Annotated in this window: 17 protein-coding genes; 7 read left to right on the plus strand and 10 right to left on the minus strand. The window is 69.4% G+C overall.

Translation table 11 applies throughout. The annotated features are described in order from the left end of the window. Positions 1-75: 75 nt before the first annotated feature. Positions 76-909 carry an isocitrate lyase/phosphoenolpyruvate mutase family protein gene (locus H6927_09135; protein MCP5218260.1) on the minus strand — a complete coding sequence of 278 codons (834 nt, stop codon included), beginning with the start codon at positions 907-909 and terminating at the stop codon, positions 76-78. Positions 910-1,045: 136 nt separating this feature from the next. On the opposite strand from H6927_09135, the gene H6927_09140 reads away from it, so the two are divergent. Continuing rightward, complete coding sequence (locus H6927_09140; GenBank protein MCP5218261.1) at positions 1,046-1,537, plus strand: redoxin domain-containing protein; 492 nt, start codon at positions 1,046-1,048, stop codon at positions 1,535-1,537. Between the two features lie 165 nt (positions 1,538-1,702). Here the strand turns inward: H6927_09140 and H6927_09145 are convergent, their stop codons facing one another. From H6927_09145 to H6927_09165, 5 genes are all read right to left on the minus strand, one after another. Then, positions 1,703-2,080 (minus strand): MAPEG family protein, encoded by a 378-nt coding sequence (locus H6927_09145; GenBank protein MCP5218262.1) that lies wholly within the window; start codon positions 2,078-2,080, stop codon positions 1,703-1,705. An 11-nt stretch (positions 2,081-2,091) separates the two neighbouring features. Beyond that, a complete protein-coding gene (locus H6927_09150) occupies positions 2,092-3,039 on the minus strand; it encodes an MBL fold metallo-hydrolase (GenBank protein ID MCP5218263.1) in 948 nt (315 codons plus the stop codon). 88 nt (positions 3,040-3,127) lie between these two features. Next, positions 3,128-4,543, minus strand: a complete 1,416-nt coding sequence (locus H6927_09155) for an ISL3 family transposase (protein MCP5218264.1) — start codon at positions 4,541-4,543, stop codon at positions 3,128-3,130. A 24-nt stretch (positions 4,544-4,567) separates the two neighbouring features. After that, positions 4,568-4,963 carry a hypothetical protein gene (locus H6927_09160; protein MCP5218265.1) on the minus strand — a complete coding sequence of 132 codons (396 nt, stop codon included), beginning with the start codon at positions 4,961-4,963 and terminating at the stop codon, positions 4,568-4,570. 66 nt (positions 4,964-5,029) lie between these two features. After that, positions 5,030-5,452, minus strand: a complete 423-nt coding sequence (locus H6927_09165) for a hypothetical protein (protein ID MCP5218266.1) — start codon at positions 5,450-5,452, stop codon at positions 5,030-5,032. 141 nt (positions 5,453-5,593) lie between these two features. Between H6927_09165 and H6927_09170 the strand changes: the two genes are divergently transcribed. After that, positions 5,594-6,085, plus strand: coding sequence for a hypothetical protein (locus H6927_09170; protein MCP5218267.1), 492 nt, complete (start codon positions 5,594-5,596; stop codon positions 6,083-6,085). Here the strand turns inward: H6927_09170 and H6927_09175 are convergent, their stop codons facing one another. The 3 genes from H6927_09175 to H6927_09185 are packed head-to-tail and all read right to left on the minus strand — an operon-like array spanning position 6,086 to position 8,695. Next, entirely contained in the window at positions 6,086-7,027 is a 942-nt protein-coding gene (locus tag H6927_09175) for a pseudouridine synthase (protein MCP5218268.1), read from the minus strand. Between the two features lie 4 nt (positions 7,028-7,031). Then, a complete protein-coding gene (gene trmB / locus H6927_09180) occupies positions 7,032-7,757 on the minus strand; it encodes a tRNA (guanosine(46)-N7)-methyltransferase TrmB (protein MCP5218269.1) in 726 nt (241 codons plus the stop codon). Further along, positions 7,754-8,695 (minus strand): inositol monophosphatase, encoded by a 942-nt coding sequence (locus H6927_09185; GenBank protein ID MCP5218270.1) that lies wholly within the window; start codon positions 8,693-8,695, stop codon positions 7,754-7,756. The genes trmB and H6927_09185 overlap by 4 nt, the downstream gene beginning before the upstream one ends. Positions 8,696-8,873: 178 nt before the next feature. Here H6927_09185 and H6927_09190 point away from each other — a divergent pair, with 178 nt between their 5' ends. Together H6927_09190 and dnaB are read left to right on the plus strand one after the other, a co-directional pair. Continuing rightward, a complete protein-coding gene (locus tag H6927_09190) occupies positions 8,874-9,302 on the plus strand; it encodes an Hsp20/alpha crystallin family protein (protein MCP5218271.1) in 429 nt (142 codons plus the stop codon). 155 nt (positions 9,303-9,457) lie between these two features. After that, entirely contained in the window at positions 9,458-10,873 is a 1,416-nt protein-coding gene (gene dnaB, locus H6927_09195; GenBank protein MCP5218272.1) for a replicative DNA helicase, read from the plus strand. A 181-nt stretch (positions 10,874-11,054) separates the two neighbouring features. Here the strand turns inward: dnaB and H6927_09200 are convergent, their stop codons facing one another. Continuing rightward, positions 11,055-12,251 (minus strand): aspartate/tyrosine/aromatic aminotransferase, encoded by a 1,197-nt coding sequence (locus tag H6927_09200; GenBank protein MCP5218273.1) that lies wholly within the window; start codon positions 12,249-12,251, stop codon positions 11,055-11,057. 120 nt (positions 12,252-12,371) lie between these two features. On the opposite strand from H6927_09200, the gene uvrB reads away from it, so the two are divergent. The 3 genes from uvrB (at position 12,372) to H6927_09215 (ending at position 16,367) form a co-directional block, all read left to right on the plus strand. Then, positions 12,372-14,462 (plus strand): excinuclease ABC subunit UvrB, encoded by a 2,091-nt coding sequence (uvrB, locus tag H6927_09205; protein MCP5218274.1) that lies wholly within the window; start codon positions 12,372-12,374, stop codon positions 14,460-14,462. Between the two features lie 167 nt (positions 14,463-14,629). After that, entirely contained in the window at positions 14,630-15,163 is a 534-nt protein-coding gene (gene iscR, locus H6927_09210) for a Fe-S cluster assembly transcriptional regulator IscR (GenBank protein MCP5218275.1), read from the plus strand. Positions 15,164-15,188: 25 nt separating this feature from the next. Next, a complete protein-coding gene (locus tag H6927_09215; GenBank protein MCP5218276.1) occupies positions 15,189-16,367 on the plus strand; it encodes an IscS subfamily cysteine desulfurase in 1,179 nt (392 codons plus the stop codon). The last annotated feature ends 72 nt before the right edge of the window (positions 16,368-16,439 follow it).

Genomic DNA, 16,439 nt, shown 5'->3' on the forward strand with positions numbered 1-16,439 from the left:
GGGCCGCTCAGGTTCGCGCATTGCGGCCGATGTGGTTTTGTGCTGGGTCAAGTCCCTCCGGCGACGTTTTGTGTTTCAAGCGCCCAGCAACTGGTTGAGCTCACGCCCTGGCGCGGCGCCCGCAAACCCGTCGAAGCGCCCCTGAGCCAGGGCATCGGCCGCGCGCTGAAAGCCGCCCCAGGCGGCCCGCGCCAGGCCGCCCCCCACGCTCACGCGGCGCACGCCCAGCGCGGCCAGCTCGTCCAGCGTCAACCCACCGGGGGTGCTGTACAGCACGTTGACGGGCTTGGGCGCCACGGCCTGGACCACGGCGGCGATCTGCTCGCGGGTGGCCAGACCCGGCGCGTACAGGCAGTCGGCGCCGGCCTCCGCGTACGCCCGCAGGCGGCGGATGGCGTCGTCCAAGTCGGGCTGGCCGGCAAAGAAGTTCTCGGCGCGGCCGATCAGCAGCACGTCCTGGCCCGAGGCGTCGATGGCCGCGCGCGCCGCGCGCAGGCGGGCCACGGCGGTGGGCAGGTCGAACAGGGGGCGGGCCGTGTCGCCGGTCGAATCCTCGATCGACAGGCCGGCCACGCCGGTGTCGATGGCCAGGCGCACGTGGCGCGCCACGCCCTCCGGGTCGTCGGCAAAACCCCTTTCGAAGTCGGCGTTGACGGGCAGCTCGGTGGCCGCCACCAGCTCGCGCAGGTGCTGCAGCACGGCCTCCAGCGTCATCTGGCCGTCGGCGCAGCCTTGCGACCAGGCGGCGCCCGAGCTGGTGCTGGCCAGCGCCTTGAAGCCGCGCTGCGCCAGGTAGCGCGCCGAGCCCACGTCCCAGGGGTTGGGCAGGGCGAAGCAGCCGCTGGCGTGCAACTGGCGAAACGCGGCGCGGCGGGCCGCGATCTGGACCGGGGTGGGGGCATGGGTCATGGTGGGGTCTCCTGCTTGCGATGGTAGCCACGCGCATCGTCCAGGGCGCCGCGGCGCGCCGAGGCATCACCGCGCGCAGGGTTGCGACACGCCGCGCGGCCCGGCCGGGCGCCGGCCTGCCGATAATCGGGCTACCATGGCACGACCTTCATCCTCGCAGGCCCATGCGCCGCCCGCGCCCGAGTGGGAGGTGGCCCAGTGGTTCAACCACGACGCGCCCCTGCGCCTGGCCGACCTGCGCGGCCAGGTGGTGATGCTGCATGCCTTCCAGATGCTGTGCCCGGCCTGCGTGCGGCTGGCCACGCCGCAGGCGCAGCAGGTGCACGAGCAGTTCGGCGGCCAGGGCCTGACGGTGGTCGGGCTGCACACCGTGTTCGAGCATCACGAGGCGATGCGGCCGGTGTCGCTGCAGGCCTACATCGTCGAGAACCGGCTGCGCTTTCCCATCGGCGTCGATCAGCCCGACGGCAACGGCGGCCTGCCGCGCACGATGCGCGCCTACGGCATGCACGGCACGCCGACGCTGATCCTGATCGACCGCCAGGGGCGCGTGCGCCAGCACGGCTTCGGCCACGTGCCCGACCTGGCGCTGGGGGCGGCGCTGGGCACCTTGCTGGCCGAGCGCTGACGGGCTCAGAAGGTGTGAATGAATCCGGCGTGCCCGAGCAGACCGCCCCAACGTGGCCGATCAAGGCGCAAAGCGCAGTCATAGCGGGGGCTATGGCGAGCATTTGCGCTGCCTCCCGGGCGCGTTGGGGCGGGATGAGCGGGCATGGTGGGTTCGTTTACACCTTCAGTGCACCACGGCGCCGACCAGACCCGCCACCAGCAGGATGCCCGTGGCCAGCACGGTGAGCATGAAGCCGGGGCCGCGCCGCGCGGGGTCCTGCATGTAGCGGTGGCGGTACAGCGCGCGGCCGAGCAGGTACAGCACGCCGACGGGCGCGACCACGGCTTGCGGCCAGTAGATGCCGGCGATCAGCAGGGCGGGCAGGAAGCCGACCAGCTGCTCCAGCGTGTTCATCTGCACGCGATAGGCGCGCTCGAACATCTCGTGGCCGGTCACGGCCGGCGCCTTGATGCCGTACCGGGCGCGCGCGCGGCCGACCTTGGCGCCGAAATAAAAGAACTGGATGACGGCCAGCAGGGCGACGATGTGCAGGGTGTTCATGGTGCAGTTGCTTAGGTGCCGTTGCGCAGGTGGGTGGCGTCCTGCCGCAGCACGCCGCGCGCCAGCAGCGGCGCCAGCACGGCGTGCTGCAGCCAGTCGTCCCATGCCAGGTCGGGGCCGTGCTGCTGGTGCAGGCGGTGCAGGATGGGCGTCGCGTCGGCCCAGGCCAGGAAGGCGGCGTGCGGCATGGCCTCGACGTCCAGCAGCTGGTACTTGACCATCACCTTGGCCGCATGCAGCGCGTGCTGCGCCGGGTGCGCCTGAAGTTGCTGCGCCCGCGCGCGCGCCTGGCCGAGGGCGCGCTCGATGCCGCCGTCGGCGCGGGCGACGGGCCGGCCGTGACCGGGCACCACCCACTCGGGCTGCAGGGCCTCGACGGCGTGCAGGGTGCGCTCGAAGGGCTCGAAGCCCTCGTCGCCGTCGAACACCGGAAAGATCACACCCACGCCGTGCTCCCACAGCGCGTCGCCGGCGATCAGGATGCGCGCGGCGGGCTCGAACAGCAGCACCGCCAGGTTGTCGTGGCCGGGGGCGGCGTGGATCTGCCAGTCGCGGCGGCCCAGGCGCACCGTGTCGCCGGGGCGCAGGCCGTGCTGGGCGCCGAAGCGCGCGCAGCGCTGGCCGGTGGCGCCGAAGCTGAGGGCGCGCTCGTCCCAGTGCTGCACGGCCTCCAGCGACACCTGCGGCACCCCGGTGCGCGCCTGCGGCCAGGCGGCCTGCAGTGCGCCGGTGCCGCCGCAGTGGTCGCTGTGCAGGTGGGTGTGGGCGATGCGCGCCAGGGGCTGGTCGCCCAGGGCCTGTTGCACCAGGGCAACGGTCTGCTTGGCGTGCTTGACGTGGCCGGTGTCGATCAGGGCGGGCTCCTCGCCCAGGCACAGGACGTTGGTGGACGACAGCCAGCCGCGATCGAAGACCTTGATGTCGTCGGCGATCAGGCTGGAGGGGGAACCGGAAAACATACCTAAAAAGGCCTCATTAAAATGACGAAAAGCGAGAAAATGTCACACAATTCCAATCGGATTCAAATTTGATGTAACGGCAAGTGGGCTATCCGGATTTCTGTGTTGAAGGAGGCTTCCGGTGATTGAGTGCCTCCGTGTGGAAACCGACGTTGCACAGCCCGCAAATGAGCTGCTGCCGGCGGGTGTTGCCGCGCACCAGAACGACCACGTTCGCCTTGTCGTCCTTGGTCCGTCCCAGCTCGCAGCCGCAGCTCTGGCACCGGTTGCCCTGTTCCCGCTTCAGGAGCTGCAACTGGGTGGGGTTGGCAGGGTAGACGGTCGCCAGCCGCCACGGCTCCAGCGGCCCCTTGCCGTACAGGAGACGGGCGCGCAGCACCTCGAAGGTGTACCCCCGGCCCTGCCGGTTGATGGTCTTGGCGACCCCGTTCAGCGCCTCGGTGTAGGCGTTGGTGATGGGGTGGTCGAAGTACGCCAGAATCTCCGTCCGCCAGTTCTTCATGGCGGTCGTGAGAGTCTTGAAGTCCGCCTTCAGGCTGGCTGGGATGGTCCCCGGGAAGGCGTCGAAGGCCGCCACGGCCTGCGCCTTGGGCAGGTCGTAGATGTTGTAGAACGCCTCTTTCAGCCCGTAGGCGGCGGCCAGCTCGGGCTCGTTGGCCAGCCACATGTCCAGATTGAACCGGCCCTTCTCGGCCAGCTTGGCGTACCGCATGTTCAGCATCGCCTTGGACTGGAGCCACAGGCGCCGCTCGCCAGCCTTGCGCTGCTTCTGGAGCCGGATGCGGACCCGCTCCATGCAGTAGTTCGCCATGCGGACGACGTGGAACTTGTCGATGACCACCGGTCGGCCAGGGAACATCTGGTGCGACACGTCCCGGTACGGCCGCCACATGTCGATGGCCACGCCCTTGACCCAGTGCCGGTCCTTGAACCGGTGCAGCCACCCCGCCAAGGTCGCCTTGTCCCGGTCCGGCAGCATGTCGAGGATGCGGCGCTCCCCGATGTCCGTCAGGACGCAGCGCATCTTCCCGTCGATTTGGGTCTCGTCGATGCCCAGCCAGTCTGGCATCTCCGGCCGGTGGCTGGCCTCCAGTTCGGCCATGTACTCCGCCCCCAGCGTCCGGACCGTCTTGTCGTCGCACCCCACGTTCTCCGCGATGCGGGTGAAGGTGTCCCGCAGGCTGTGGGCCTTGATGTAGGTGGCGCAGCGCTCCGTCATGCGCCGGCCCTCCAAGATGCCGCCCAGCGGCTGCAGGAAGGTCTCCTTGCAGGAGGTGCACCGGTATCGCTGGACCTTCGCCCGCAGCTTGGCCGGCTTCCCGCGCATCGGAATGTCGACGTAAGTAGTAGCTTTGGTGCCGTGCCGGTAGATGCAGTCGAGGGTGCCGCACTTTGGGCAGGCGGTAGGCATGGGCAGCGGGTACTCCGCCTCCAGCACGTCCGCCCCGTCCTCCTCGGTGCGACCCAGCACCGTCCAGCCCTTCAGGTCGAGGATGTCCGTCATCCCCGGATTGTCGTGTGGATGGGGTCACCGCTTGTCAATGGCGGCGAGGTACTTGGCTCGGGCGGCGTTGGCTCCCGCTGCGTAGTCGGTATCACCGTCACAGCGGTCGGAAGCGATGACAGCCCGGATGCGAGACAGCTCGCGCACCAGCATTTGCTGGGTGAAGGTGGCAATCCACACCGGCACATCGTTCTCCAAGACCGTGCCCTTGATGTACTTGGGGAAGGCGGGCTTCTGCCGGACGAGCTGCTCGGCAGCGCCCAACACGTCCTGCCAAGCCGGCAGCGCCGGCCTCTGGGGCGTGTCGATGCCCATTGGCGGGTCGCACACCTCCTCTTTGCCATGCTTCGCCATCGTCTGCCGGGCCAGTTTCCTTGCAGCGTCAATCTTGGCCAGCGCGCCCTCGTAATTCTCGTTCATAGCAGGAACCTCAGGATGAACCACGCGCAGTACAGGGCTGCGCAGATGAAGAAAAAGGCAGTCAATTCACTTCTCTCGGACCAAGACTTGAGCCGCCCGGAGAACCTCGCGTGCGAAGGTGCTGGGCAGGATATTCCCCGCCGCATCGAACGACCGACCCAAGCAGTCGGCCACATCTTGGTCCGTCAGCCGAGGCATCCGGTCATCGCATCCGTTCGCGCAGGAGCCCGTCTCGTTGCAGTAGTCTGCGTGCGGACATGGGCCGGTGGTCGCCTCGCCGTGATGCCACAGGAATGCGCAGTAGGCCGCCACATCCAGTGGGTCCCCTTTTGCAACGTGCTTCCGCAGTTCCTTGCGACACTCGCCCATCCAGTCGTCAGTCGCCCACCCGTCGGAGTAGCCGTACTTCTCCTCTGCGGCGGCGAGTTTTTCCTTCAGAGCTGCGGCGAACCGGTCCACAAGGGCGGCGGTCTTAGGATGCAGTTTCACTTGGTTTCCTTTCCACACGAAAATCCGACTCAGGAGGATACTGCATGGTCACCTGTTCCACAAGTTATTCCGGAGAGCCGGCAAGTGATGTGGGGCGGAGTGCCTATGCTGATGCAGTTTATCCAAAGGGCCCGTTGGCCCGTGTCCACGCGCGGGATGCGCCTGCGGCGGCTGCGCGGGGCCGCCCGGCTGGTGATGCGGCACGTGGGCCTGGCGGGCCGGTGCGACTGCGTGCTGACGCGCGACGAATGGGGGCACGAAGGCGTGCTGCTGCACATCGAGACGCCGCAATCCGTGCCACCGGCCGAGCGGCCGCAGCTGCAGGCCTACTTCCAGCGCAAGCTGTTCGAGCTGGGCGAGTTGGGTGAGCGCGGGTTGCTGCGCCTGCACGTCGTGGACGGCCAGGACCAGGCCCGCGTGGGGGAGCAGCCGGTGGGGCACGTCAGCTCGCGCCGCGTGGCGTCGATGCTGCGCCGCGCCAACCCCGAGGCGGCGCCTCCGCCGCGGCAGGCCGACCGGGTGGCGCAGCTGCGCCAGCACCTGAGCGTGCGCCGGCGCCAGCGCATCGACAGCGACTTTGCCCCGCTGCAGGGCTTGCCCCTGACCGAACTCAGTCCATTGGGCGAGGCCTGATCATCCGCCCGCCAGCGGCCAGCGGCCCTGCGCGGCGGCCAGTTGCAGGCTGGACTGGAACGCGCGCGCCTGCCCCGTGACGGGGTCGGTGAAGGCCAGGGCGCGCGCCAGCAGCTGCAGCGGCCGCTGCCAGTCGTCCACGCCGGCGGCGTGGCGCACCTCGGGGTAGAAGGCGTCGCCCAGGATGGGGCGGCCCAGCGCGGCCATGTGCAGGCGCAGCTGGTGGCGCTGGCCGGTGATGGACCGCAGGTGGTACAGGGCGTGGCGGCCCAGCACCTGGGCGCAGGCCAGCTCGCTGACGCTGTTGGGCTCGCCGGGCACTTCGCGGCCGATGAAAAAGCGCTCGGGGTCGGGCTCGAGCCGGCTGGCGTGCCGGCGCGGCAAGGCCAGGTCGGGCCGGTGCGCCGCCACCGCCTCGTAGTGCTTGTGCACGGCGCGGGCACGAAACAGCGCCTGGTAGGCGTCGCGGGTGTGCGGCTGCACGGCCAGCAGCACCAGGCCGGCGGTGTCGCGGTCGATGCGGTGCACGGGGCTCAGCCGCGGCAGGCCCAGGCGCTGGCGCAGCCGGGCCAGCAGGCTCTGGCGCGCAAAGCGGCCGCTGGGCGTGACGGGCATGAAGTGCGGCTTGTCGGCCACCACCAGCCACTCGTCCTGGAACACGATGGTTTCGTGCCAGGGCAGCGCCGGCTCCTGCGCGTGCCAGCGCCAGTAGTGCAGGCGCCGGCCGTGCGGGCAGGGCGCGTGCGGGTCCAGGCGCTGGCCGGCCTCGTCCAGCACCTCGCCACCGGCCAGGCGGGCGTGCCAGTCGGCGCGCGACAGGGCCGGCAGGCGCTCGGCCAGAAAGTCCAGCACCGTGGGCCAGGCGCCGGCCGGCACGGCCACCGTGCTGGCGGCCACGCCCTCGCGCAGCGGCAGGTCGAGGGCGCCGGCGCGACGGCTCATGAACTCAGACGCGTTTGAAGACCAGGTCCCACACGCCGTGGCCCAGGCGCAGGCCGCGCAGCTCGAACTTGGTGAGCGGGCGGTAGTCGGGGCGCGGGGCGTAGTCCTCGGCGGTGTTGGCCAGCAGGGGCTCGGCGCCGAGCACCTGCAGCATCTGCTCGGCGTAGGGCTGCCAGTCGGTGGCGCAGTGCAGGTAGCCGCCGGGCGCCAGGCGCAGCGCCAGCTGGTGCACGAAGTCGGGCTGGATCAGGCGGCGCTTGTGGTGGCGCTTCTTGGGCCAGGGGTCGGGAAAGAAGATGTGGATGCCGTCCAGCGTGCCGGGGGCGACCATGTGCTGCAGCACCTCGACCGCGTCGTGCTGGATGATGCGCACGTTGGGCAGCTGCAGCGCATCGACCAGCTTGAGCAGCGCGCCCACGCCGGGCTCGTGCACCTCGCAGCCGATGAACAGGGTGTCGGGCCGCAGCGCCGCGATGTGCGCCGTGGCCTGGCCCATGCCGAAACCGATCTCCAGCACGGTTTTGGAATGATTTTGGCCACTGGCCCGCTCCCGATCTGCGCAATGCGCTATCAAATCAGGAATACCCGGATCGTACGGCAGCACGTAGCGCGGCCCCAGGTCGGCCAGCGCGCGGGCCTGGCCGGTGGTCATGCGGCCGGCGCGGGTGACGAAGCTGCGCACCGCGCGCGGGTGCGCCACGCCCGCGCTGCTGTCCTCGGGCGCGCTCATTCGGCGCTGGCTTGGGTGCCGGGTTGCGCCGCGGCCTGCTCGGCGGCATGGGCCGCGCCCACCTCGTGCTTGCGCAGCGACAGCGCGCCCTTGCGCTCGCCAGCAGCGGCAGGGGCGCCGCCGGCCTGCCGGTAGCGCGAGTGCTTGTGCAGCACCGACACCAGCTGCGCATACACGCGCGGCGTGGCGGCCAGGCATTCGCCTTGCTCCAGCGTGTCGCCCACCTCGCCGGTGAAGTTGCCGATCAGCCCGCCGGCTTCGGTCACCAGCAGCGAGCCGGCGGCCACGTCCCAGGGCTTGAGGCCGGTCTCGAAAAAGCCGTCCGAATAGCCGGCGGCCACGTAGGCCAGGTCGAGCGCGGCGGCGCCCGGGCGGCGCAGGCCGGCGGTGTGGCGCATCAGCTCGCCCATCAGGCGCAGGTAGCCGTCGAAGTCGTCGCCCTGGCGGTACGGGAAGCCGGTGGCGATCAGGCTCTCCTGCAGCCGCGTGCGCTTGCTGACGCGGATGCGCCGCTCGTTCAGGAAGGCGCCGCGCCCGCGCGTGGCGGTGAACAGGTCGTTGCGCGTGGGGTCGTACACCACGGCCTGCTCCACGCGCCCGGCGACGGCCAGTGCGATGCTGACGCAGTAGACGGGAAAGCCGTGGATGAAGTTGGTGGTGCCGTCCAGCGGGTCGATGATCCAGACGTGGTCGGAGCGCGGGTTGCCGCGCGTGCGGCCCGACTCCTCGGCGTGGATGCCGTGCTGCGGGTAGGCCGTCAGCAGGGTGTCGATGATGGCGTCCTCGCTGGCGTGGTCGATCTCGGTGACGAAGTCGTTGGCGCGCTTTTGCGAGATGCGCACGGCCTCGACGTCGAGCGCGGCGCGGTTGATGATGGCGCCGGCGGCGCGGGCGGCCCGGATGGCCACGTTGAGCATGGGGTGCAGGGAGGACGACATGATTTGTGGGAAAGAGCAGCGACCGGGCGCCCGATGGCGACGGCGAAAGGCGCATTTTCCCACGCCTGAGGCGGTGGTGTCGCGCGCCGGGCTGAGCGGCCGCGGGCCTTGAAAGCCGCCGCCTGGCCCTGAACTGGGGTGCATGCGGCAATGGCGCCGTGTTCATCAGGAGAGTGTCATGACCAACCAACAGCTTCGCAACAGCCTGTTCGACGACTTCTTTCGCGATGTCGCGCCGGGCTTTTTCATCAAGCCCCTGCACGGCGATCCGCTGCCCAGCGCGGCGCGGATCCGCGTTGACGTCAAGGAGTCGGATGCCGGCTACGTGGTGCAGGCCGAGGTGCCGGGCGTCAGCAAGGACGAGATCCAGGTGTCGATCGATGGCGGCGTCGTCACGCTGCGCGCCGAGATCAAGCAGCAGGACAGCCAGTCCAGCGGCGAGAAGGTGCTGCGCAGCGAGCGCTACTACGGCGCGGTGGCGCGCAGCTTCCAGCTGCCGGCCGAGATCGACCAGGCGCAGGCCAAGGCCAAGTACGACAACGGCGTGCTGACGCTGACCCTGCCCAAGAAGCTGCCCAGCGCCGCGCAGCGCCTGGCGATCGAGTAAGAAGCTGAAACCGGGTCGTGGCCGTGCGGATGCGGCCCGGTTGCTGTGATCTGCGCGCCCTTTCCACGGCGTGCCCACCGCTTATCCACAGACTTGTCCTGTGACGGCGCCGATCGGAGCGCGTAGGATCGGGCCGATGTTGTTTCGATCCGCCCATGTCCACCGTTTTTGATCCCAGCTACGCCGCGCTCGGCGACGACGCGCCGCTCGATCGCCAGGTCGCCCAGCTGCGCATTCCGCCGCATTCCATCGAGGCCGAGTCCAGCGTGCTGGGCGGCCTGCTGCTGGACAACAGCGCCTGGGACCGCGTGGGCGACGTGCTGATCGAGGGCGACTTCTACCGCTACGAGCACCGGCTGGTGTACGGCGTGCTGGCCAAGCTGGTGGCCGACAGCAAGCCGGCCGACGTGATCACCGTGCACGAGGAGCTGCAGCGCCAGGGCAAGGGCGACGAGATCGGCGGGCTGGCCTACCTCAACGCGCTGGCGCAGTACGTGCCCAGCGCCAGCAACATCCGCCGCTACGCCGAGATCGTGCGCGAGCGCTCCATCCTGCGCCAGCTGGTGAGCGCCAGCGACGACATCGCCACCAGCGCCTTCAACACCCAGGGCCGCGCGGTGGCCGCCATCCTGGACGACGCCGAGAGCAAGATCTTCAAGATCGGCGAGCAGAGCTCGCGCATGAAGCAGGGCTTTCAGGCCATGGACAGCCTGGTCGTGCAGCTGCTCGACCGCGTGCAGGAGATGGCCGACAACCCCAACGACGTCACCGGCGTGCCCACGGGTTTTTACGACCTGGACCGCATGACCGCCGGCCTGCAGGCGGGCGACCTGGTGGTGCTGGCCGCGCGCCCATCCATGGGCAAGACGGCGTTCGCCATCAACATCGCCGAGCACGTGGCGCTGAACGAGGGTCTGCCGGTGGCGGTGTTCTCGATGGAAATGGGCGCCTCGCAGCTGGCGGTGCGTATCGTCGGCTCCATCGGCCGCATCGACCAGGGCCACCTGCGCACCGGCCGGCTGACCGACGAGGAATGGCCGCGCCTGACCGAGGCCATCGAGCGCCTGCGCAACGTCAGCCTGCACATCGACGAGACGCCGGGCCTGACGCCCGCCGAGCTGCGCGCCAACGCCCGCCGCCTGGCGCGCCAGTGCGGCAAGCTGGGCCTGATCGTGGTCGATTATCTGCAGCTGATGAGCGGCAGCAGCGGCAGCGATGAAAACCGCGCCACCGAGCTGGGCGAGATCTCGCGCGGCCTGAAGGCGCTGGCCAAGGAGCTGCAGTGCCCGGTGATCGCGCTGTCGCAGCTCAACCGCTCGGTGGAGCAGCGCACCGACAAGCGCCCCATGATGAGCGACCTGCGCGAGTCGGGCGCCATCGAGCAGGACGCCGACATCATCATGTTCATCTACCGCGACGACTACTACAACAAGGAATCGCGCGAGCCCGGCGTGGCCGAAATCATCATCGGCAAGCAGCGCAACGGGCCCACGGGCACCGTCAAGCTGGCCTTCATCAAGCCGCTCACGCGCTTCGAGAGCCTGGCGGCGGGCAGCAGCGACGATTATTGAACCACCCCCAAGCTGCGCGGACTTCGTTCCGCTTCGCTTCCCCCCTTCAAGGGGGCGCACCCTCTGACCGGGGAGACCCCGGCCAGGGGTGCCCTGGCATGGCCTGCTCCGCGGCCTTGAGTGCGGGGTCAATAAAAAACCGTGGCCTCAGCCACGGTTTTTTATTGGGGACGGCGCTGGCTTACATCACCTTCGCGATCGATTGACATACGTAGTCGATGTTCTTCTCGTTCAGCGCCGCCACGCACATGCGGCCGGTGTCGGTGCCGTACACGCCGAACTCGCTGCGCAGGCGCACCATCTGCTCCTTGGAGAGGCCCGAGTAGCTGAACATGCCCACCTGGGTGGTGATGAAGCCCATGTCCTTCTGCACGCCGGCGGCCTTCAGGCCCTCCACCAGCTTCTTGCGCATGGCCTTGATGCGGGTGCGCATGCCGGCCAGCTCCTGCTCCCACTGCGCGCGCAGCGTGGCGTCGCCCAGCACCGTGGCCACCACCGCGCCGCCGTGCGTGGGCGGGTTGCTGTAGTTGGTGCGGATCATGATCTTGAGCTGGCTGAGCACCCGGACCGCCTCGTCCTTGTCGGCGCACAGCACCGACAGCGCGCCCACGCGCTCGCCGTACAGGCTGAAGCTCTTGGAAAACGAGGTCGAGACGAAGAACGTCAGGCCGGCGGCGACGAACTTGCCGACCACGGCGCCGTCCTCGGCGATGCCCTCGGCAAAGCCCTGGTAGGCCATGTCCAGGAAGGGCGTGAGGCCGCGCGCCTTGACGGCGGCAATCACCTGGTCCCACTGCGCGGCGCTGATGTCGTAGCCCGTGGGGTTGTGGCAGCACGCATGCAGCACCACGATGGTGCCGGCTGCGGCGGCCTGCAGGTCGGCCAGCATGCCGGCAAAGTCGAGCTGGCGCGTGGCCGCGTCGTAGTAGCGGTAGGTGCCGACCGGGAAGCCCGCCTGGGTGAACAGGGCGCGGTGGTTTTCCCAGCTCGGGTCGCTGATCAGCACCTTGGCATTGGGGTTGAGGTGCTTGAGGAAGTCGGCGCCGATCTTCAGCGCGCCGGTGCCGCCCAGGCCCTGCACGGTGGCCACGCGGCCCGAGCGGTAGGGCTCCGAATCGGCGCCGAACACCAGCTTCTTCACGCCGTCGTCGTACGCGGCGATGCCGTCGATGGGCAGGTAGCCGCGCGGCTTGGGCGTGGCCATGAGCTGCTTCTCGGCCGCCTGCACGCACTGCAGCAGCGGCAGCTTGCCGTTTTCGTCGAAGTACACGCCCACGCCCAGGTTGACCTTGTTGGGCTTGGTGTCGGCGGCAAATTGCTCGTTCAGGCCCAGGATGGGGTCGCGCGGGGCGAGCTCGACGGCGGAAAACAGCGACATGAGAAAAATCCTTGCGGTGGGAGCGCCAGCGGGTGGCAAGAAAGCGCCGACTCGGTTAGCCTAGCCGGTTCGCCCGAAATTTTACGGCGCGTTTGCCGGCCCTTGCCGCTGTCCTTGCCGATGTCCACCCCGATCCATGCCGTTGCTTCGCCTTCCTTGCCCGAAGGCCGGTTCGTCAGCTACCCCGACTCGCCCTTCCAGCTCTACCAGCCCTATCCGCCGGCGGGCGACCAGCCCACGGCCATCGAGCAGCTGGTGGAGGGGGTGGAAAACGGCGAAGCGTTCCAGACCCTGCTGGGCGTCACCGGCTCGGGCAAGACCTTCACCATGGCCAACGTGATCGCACGCCTGGGGCGGCCCGCCATCGTGTTCGCACCCAACAAGACGCTGGCGGCGCAGCTGTACAGCGAGTTCCGCGAGTTTTTTCCGAAGAACGCGGTGGAGTACTTCGTCAGCTACTACGACTACTACCAGCCCGAGGCCTACGTGCCGCAGCGCGACCTGTTCATCGAGAAGGACAGCGCCATCAACGAGCACATCGAGCAGATGCGCCTGTCGGCCACCAAGAGCGTGCTGGAGCGGCGCGACACGGTGATCGTGGCCACAGTGAGCGCCATCTACGGCATCGGCGCACCCGAGGACTATCTGCAGATGCGGATGATCCTGAAGACGGGCGGCAAGCAGGGCCAGCGCGACGCCATCCAGCAGTTGGTGCGCATGCAGTACCAGCGCCAGGACATGGACTTTCAGCGCGGCACCTTCCGCGTGCGCGGCGACACCATCGACGTGTTTCCGGCCGAGCACAGCGAGCTGGCGGTGCGCATCGAGCTGTTCGACGACGAGGTGGAAAGCCTGGCCCTGTTCGATCCGCTCACCGGCCACATCCAGCAGAAGGTGCCGCGCTTCGTGGTGTACCCGTCCAGCCATTACGTGACGCCGCGCGAGAAGACGCTGGCGGCGGTGGAAACCATCAAGCTGGAGCTGGCCGAGCGGCTGAAATACTTCGTGGCCGAAGGCAAGCTGGTGGAGGCCCAGCGGCTGGAGCAGCGCACGCGGTTCGATCTGGAGATGCTGGCCGAGCTGGGCCACTGCAAGGGCATCGAGAACTACACGCGCCACCTGTCGGGCGCGGCGCCGGGCGAGCCGCCGGCCACGCTGACCGACTACCTGCCGCGCGACGCGATCATGTTCCTGGACGAAAGCCACCAGATGATCGGCCAGCTCAACGCCATGTACAACGGCGACCGCTCGCGCAAGACCACGCTGGTGGAATACGGCTTTCGCCTGCCTTCGGCGCTGGACAACCGGCCGCTGAAGTTTGCCGAGTTCGAGCGGCGCATGCACCAGGTCATCTTCGTCAGCGCCACGCCGGCGGACTACGAGAAACAGCACGCCGGCCAGGTGGTGGAGCAGGTGGTGCGTCCCACCGGCCTGGTGGACCCCGAGGTCGAGGTGCGCCCCGCCACGCACCAGGTCGACGACGTGCTGCAGGAAATCCGCACCCGCGTGGAGAAGAACGAGCGCGTGCTGATCACCACGCTGACCAAGCGCATGGCCGAGCAGCTGACCGAATACCTGAGCGAGAACGGCGTGAAGGTGCGCTACCTGCACAGCGACGTGGACACGGTCGAGCGCGTGGAAATCATCCGCGACCTGCGCTTAGGAAGCTTCGACGTGCTGGTGGGCATCAACCTGCTGCGCGAGGGGCTGGACATCCCGGAGGTGTCGCTGGTGGCCATCCTGGACGCCGACAAGGAAGGCTTTCTGCGCGCCGAGCGCAGCCTGATCCAGACCATCGGCCGGGCGGCGCGCAACGTCAACGGCAAGGCCATTTTGTACGCCGACCGCATCACCGACTCGATGAAAAAGGCCATGGGCGAGACCGAGCGCCGGCGCGCCAAACAGGTGGCCTTCAATGCCGAGCACGGCATCACCCCGCGCGGCATCGTCAAGCAGGTGCGCGACTTGATCGACGGCGTGTACAGCGAAAAAGCCGGGCGCGAGGCCGAGCGCATGCGGGCCACGGCGGTGGCCGAGCCCGAGGCGCTGTCCGAAAAAGACCTGTCGCGCGAGCTGCGCCGGCTGGAAAAACTGATGCTCGAGCACGCGCGCAACCTGGAGTTCGAGCAGGCGGCGCGCGTGCGCGACCAGCTGGCGGCGCTCAAGCAGCGCGTGCTGGGCGCGGCGGGCGAGGGCAGCGCGGCAGCTTGAACCAGATCAACTTTTGCGCGAATGTCCAGCCAAGCCCCTAGTTTTCAGTCGGGATTGGTCTATACTTGAGGAAAACAGTCGGATTTGGTTGCGGGGCAGCGCGGGACGCGCGCACAGTGCCCCGTCGGCCACGGTCCGCCGCATTTCTCATCAGCAAGGAGTTGGCCATGCGCCTTACCACCAAGGGCCGGTTTGCGGTCACTGCCATGATCGACCTGGCGCTGCGCCAGGACGGCGGCCCCGTCACGCTGGCGGCCATCAGCCAGCGCCAGCAGATCTCGCTGTCCTACCTGGAGCAGCTGTTCGGCAAGCTGCGCCGCAACGAGCTGGTCGAATCCACGCGCGGCCCCGGCGGCGGCTATTCGCTGGGGCGCAAGGCCGGCGACATCACCGTGGCCGACATCATCACCTCGGTCGACGAGCCGCTGGACGCCACCCACTGCGGCGGGCGCGAGAACTGCCGCGCCGACGGCGGGCGCTGCATGACGCACGACCTATGGGCCGCGCTCAACGTGCACATGCTGGACTTCCTGCAGTCGGTCACGCTGCAAAAGCTGGTGGACGAGCAGCACGCCAACGGCTTCGAGCTGGAAGACCGCCCCGCCGCCAAGCGCGCCATCTCGGCCGCGCCGGTGGTCAAGCCGATCCGCATCACCGCGCCCAACTCGGTGTTCGCGCTGGGCGGCCTGACCAACAAGTGAGCCGCGCCGGCATCGGCGCCGCGCCATGACGCCGCCGCGGCCGATCTACCTGGACCACGGCGCCACCACGCCGGTCGACCCGCGGGTGGTGCAGGCCATGCTGCCCTGGCTGGGCGAGCGCTTCGGCAACCCGGCCAGCCGCAGCCACGCCTGGGGCTGGGAGGCCGAGCAGGCCGTCGAGGCCGCGCGCCGCCAGGTGGCGGCGCTGGTCGGCGCCGACGCGCGCGAGATCGTCTGGACCAGCGGCGCCACCGAGTCCGACAACCTGGCCATCGCCGGCGCCGCCCAGCAGCACGCCGCGCGCGGCCGCCACCTGCTGAGCGTGCGCACCGAGCACAAGGCCGTGCTCGACACCCTGGCGGCGCTGCAGCGCCAGGGGTTCGACGTGACCCTGCTGGACGTCGGCGCCGACGGCCTGGTCGACGCGCAGGCCTTTGCCGCCGCGCTGCGCCCCGACACCATCCTGGCCAGCGTCATGCTGGTCAACAACGAGATCGGCGTGGTGCAGGACATCGCCACCCTGGGCGCGCTGTGCCGCGCGCGCGGCGTGCTGCTGCATGTGGACGCCGCGCAGGCCACGGGCAAGCTGGCCATCGACTGGGCCACGCTGCCGGTCGACCTGATGAGCCTGACGGCGCACAAGACCCACGGCCCCAAGGGCATCGGCGCGCTGGTGGTGCGCCGCGAGCCGCGCGTGCGCCTGGCGGCGCAGATGCACGGCGGCGGGCACGAGCGCGGCCTGCGCTCGGGCACGCTGGCCACGCACCAGATCGTGGGCATGGGCGAGGCCTTTCGCATCGCCGCGCAGGAGCTGCCGCGCGACACCGCCCATGCGCAGGCGCTGCACCAGCGGCTGCTGCGCGGCCTGCAGGGCGTGGGCGGGATGCACATCAACGGCCACCCCACGCAGCGCGTGCCGCATAACCTGAACATCGCCTTCGACGGCGTGGCCGCCGAGGCCCTCATGCTGGCCACGCCCGAGCTGGCGCTGTCCAGCGGCTCGGCCTGCAGCTCGGGCAGCCCGCAGCCCAGCCACGTGCTGCGCGCGCTGGGCGCCAGCGACGAGCGCGCCCACGCCTCGCTGCGCATCAGCCTGGGGCGCTTCACCACCGAGGCCGAGATCGACCGCGCCGCCGAGCTGCTGCGCCAGGGCGTGGCGCGGCTGCGCGGGCAAGGGGCGGCACCCCTGAGCGATTCACATTAAAATCGGCACCAGGCCCCTGCCGATATTGCCCGGCCAGCTATCAAAAGCATAGTTCTGGCGGCCTATGGCGGG

Source organism: Burkholderiaceae bacterium (genome assembly GCA_024235995.1).
GTDB lineage: Bacteria > Pseudomonadota > Gammaproteobacteria > Burkholderiales > Burkholderiaceae_C > Ottowia.

Excerpts from the sequence above, each read along its gene's own strand:
- uvrB (MCP5218274.1), top strand. The coding sequence starts at position 12,372 with ATGTCCACCCCGATCCATGCCGTTGCTTCGCCTTCCTTGCCCGAAGGC.
- H6927_09135 (MCP5218260.1), bottom strand. The coding sequence starts at position 909 with ATGACCCATGCCCCCACCCCGGTCCAGATCGCGGCCCGCCGCGCCGCG.
- H6927_09190 (MCP5218271.1), top strand. The coding sequence starts at position 8,874 with ATGACCAACCAACAGCTTCGCAACAGCCTGTTCGACGACTTCTTTCGC.
- H6927_09155 (MCP5218264.1), bottom strand. The coding sequence starts at position 4,543 with ATGACGGACATCCTCGACCTGAAGGGCTGGACGGTGCTGGGTCGCACC.
- H6927_09160 (MCP5218265.1), bottom strand. The coding sequence starts at position 4,963 with ATGAACGAGAATTACGAGGGCGCGCTGGCCAAGATTGACGCTGCAAGG.
- H6927_09185 (MCP5218270.1), bottom strand. The coding sequence starts at position 8,695 with ATGTCGTCCTCCCTGCACCCCATGCTCAACGTGGCCATCCGGGCCGCC.
- H6927_09215 (MCP5218276.1), top strand. The coding sequence starts at position 15,189 with ATGACGCCGCCGCGGCCGATCTACCTGGACCACGGCGCCACCACGCCG.
- H6927_09200 (MCP5218273.1), bottom strand. The coding sequence starts at position 12,251 with ATGTCGCTGTTTTCCGCCGTCGAGCTCGCCCCGCGCGACCCCATCCTG.
- trmB (MCP5218269.1), bottom strand. The coding sequence starts at position 7,757 with ATGAGCGCGCCCGAGGACAGCAGCGCGGGCGTGGCGCACCCGCGCGCG.
- H6927_09175 (MCP5218268.1), bottom strand. The coding sequence starts at position 7,027 with ATGAGCCGTCGCGCCGGCGCCCTCGACCTGCCGCTGCGCGAGGGCGTG.
- H6927_09150 (MCP5218263.1), bottom strand. The coding sequence starts at position 3,039 with ATGTTTTCCGGTTCCCCCTCCAGCCTGATCGCCGACGACATCAAGGTC.
- iscR (MCP5218275.1), top strand. The coding sequence starts at position 14,630 with ATGCGCCTTACCACCAAGGGCCGGTTTGCGGTCACTGCCATGATCGAC.
- dnaB (MCP5218272.1), top strand. The coding sequence starts at position 9,458 with ATGTCCACCGTTTTTGATCCCAGCTACGCCGCGCTCGGCGACGACGCG.
- H6927_09145 (MCP5218262.1), bottom strand. The coding sequence starts at position 2,080 with ATGAACACCCTGCACATCGTCGCCCTGCTGGCCGTCATCCAGTTCTTT.
- H6927_09140 (MCP5218261.1), top strand. The coding sequence starts at position 1,046 with ATGGCACGACCTTCATCCTCGCAGGCCCATGCGCCGCCCGCGCCCGAG.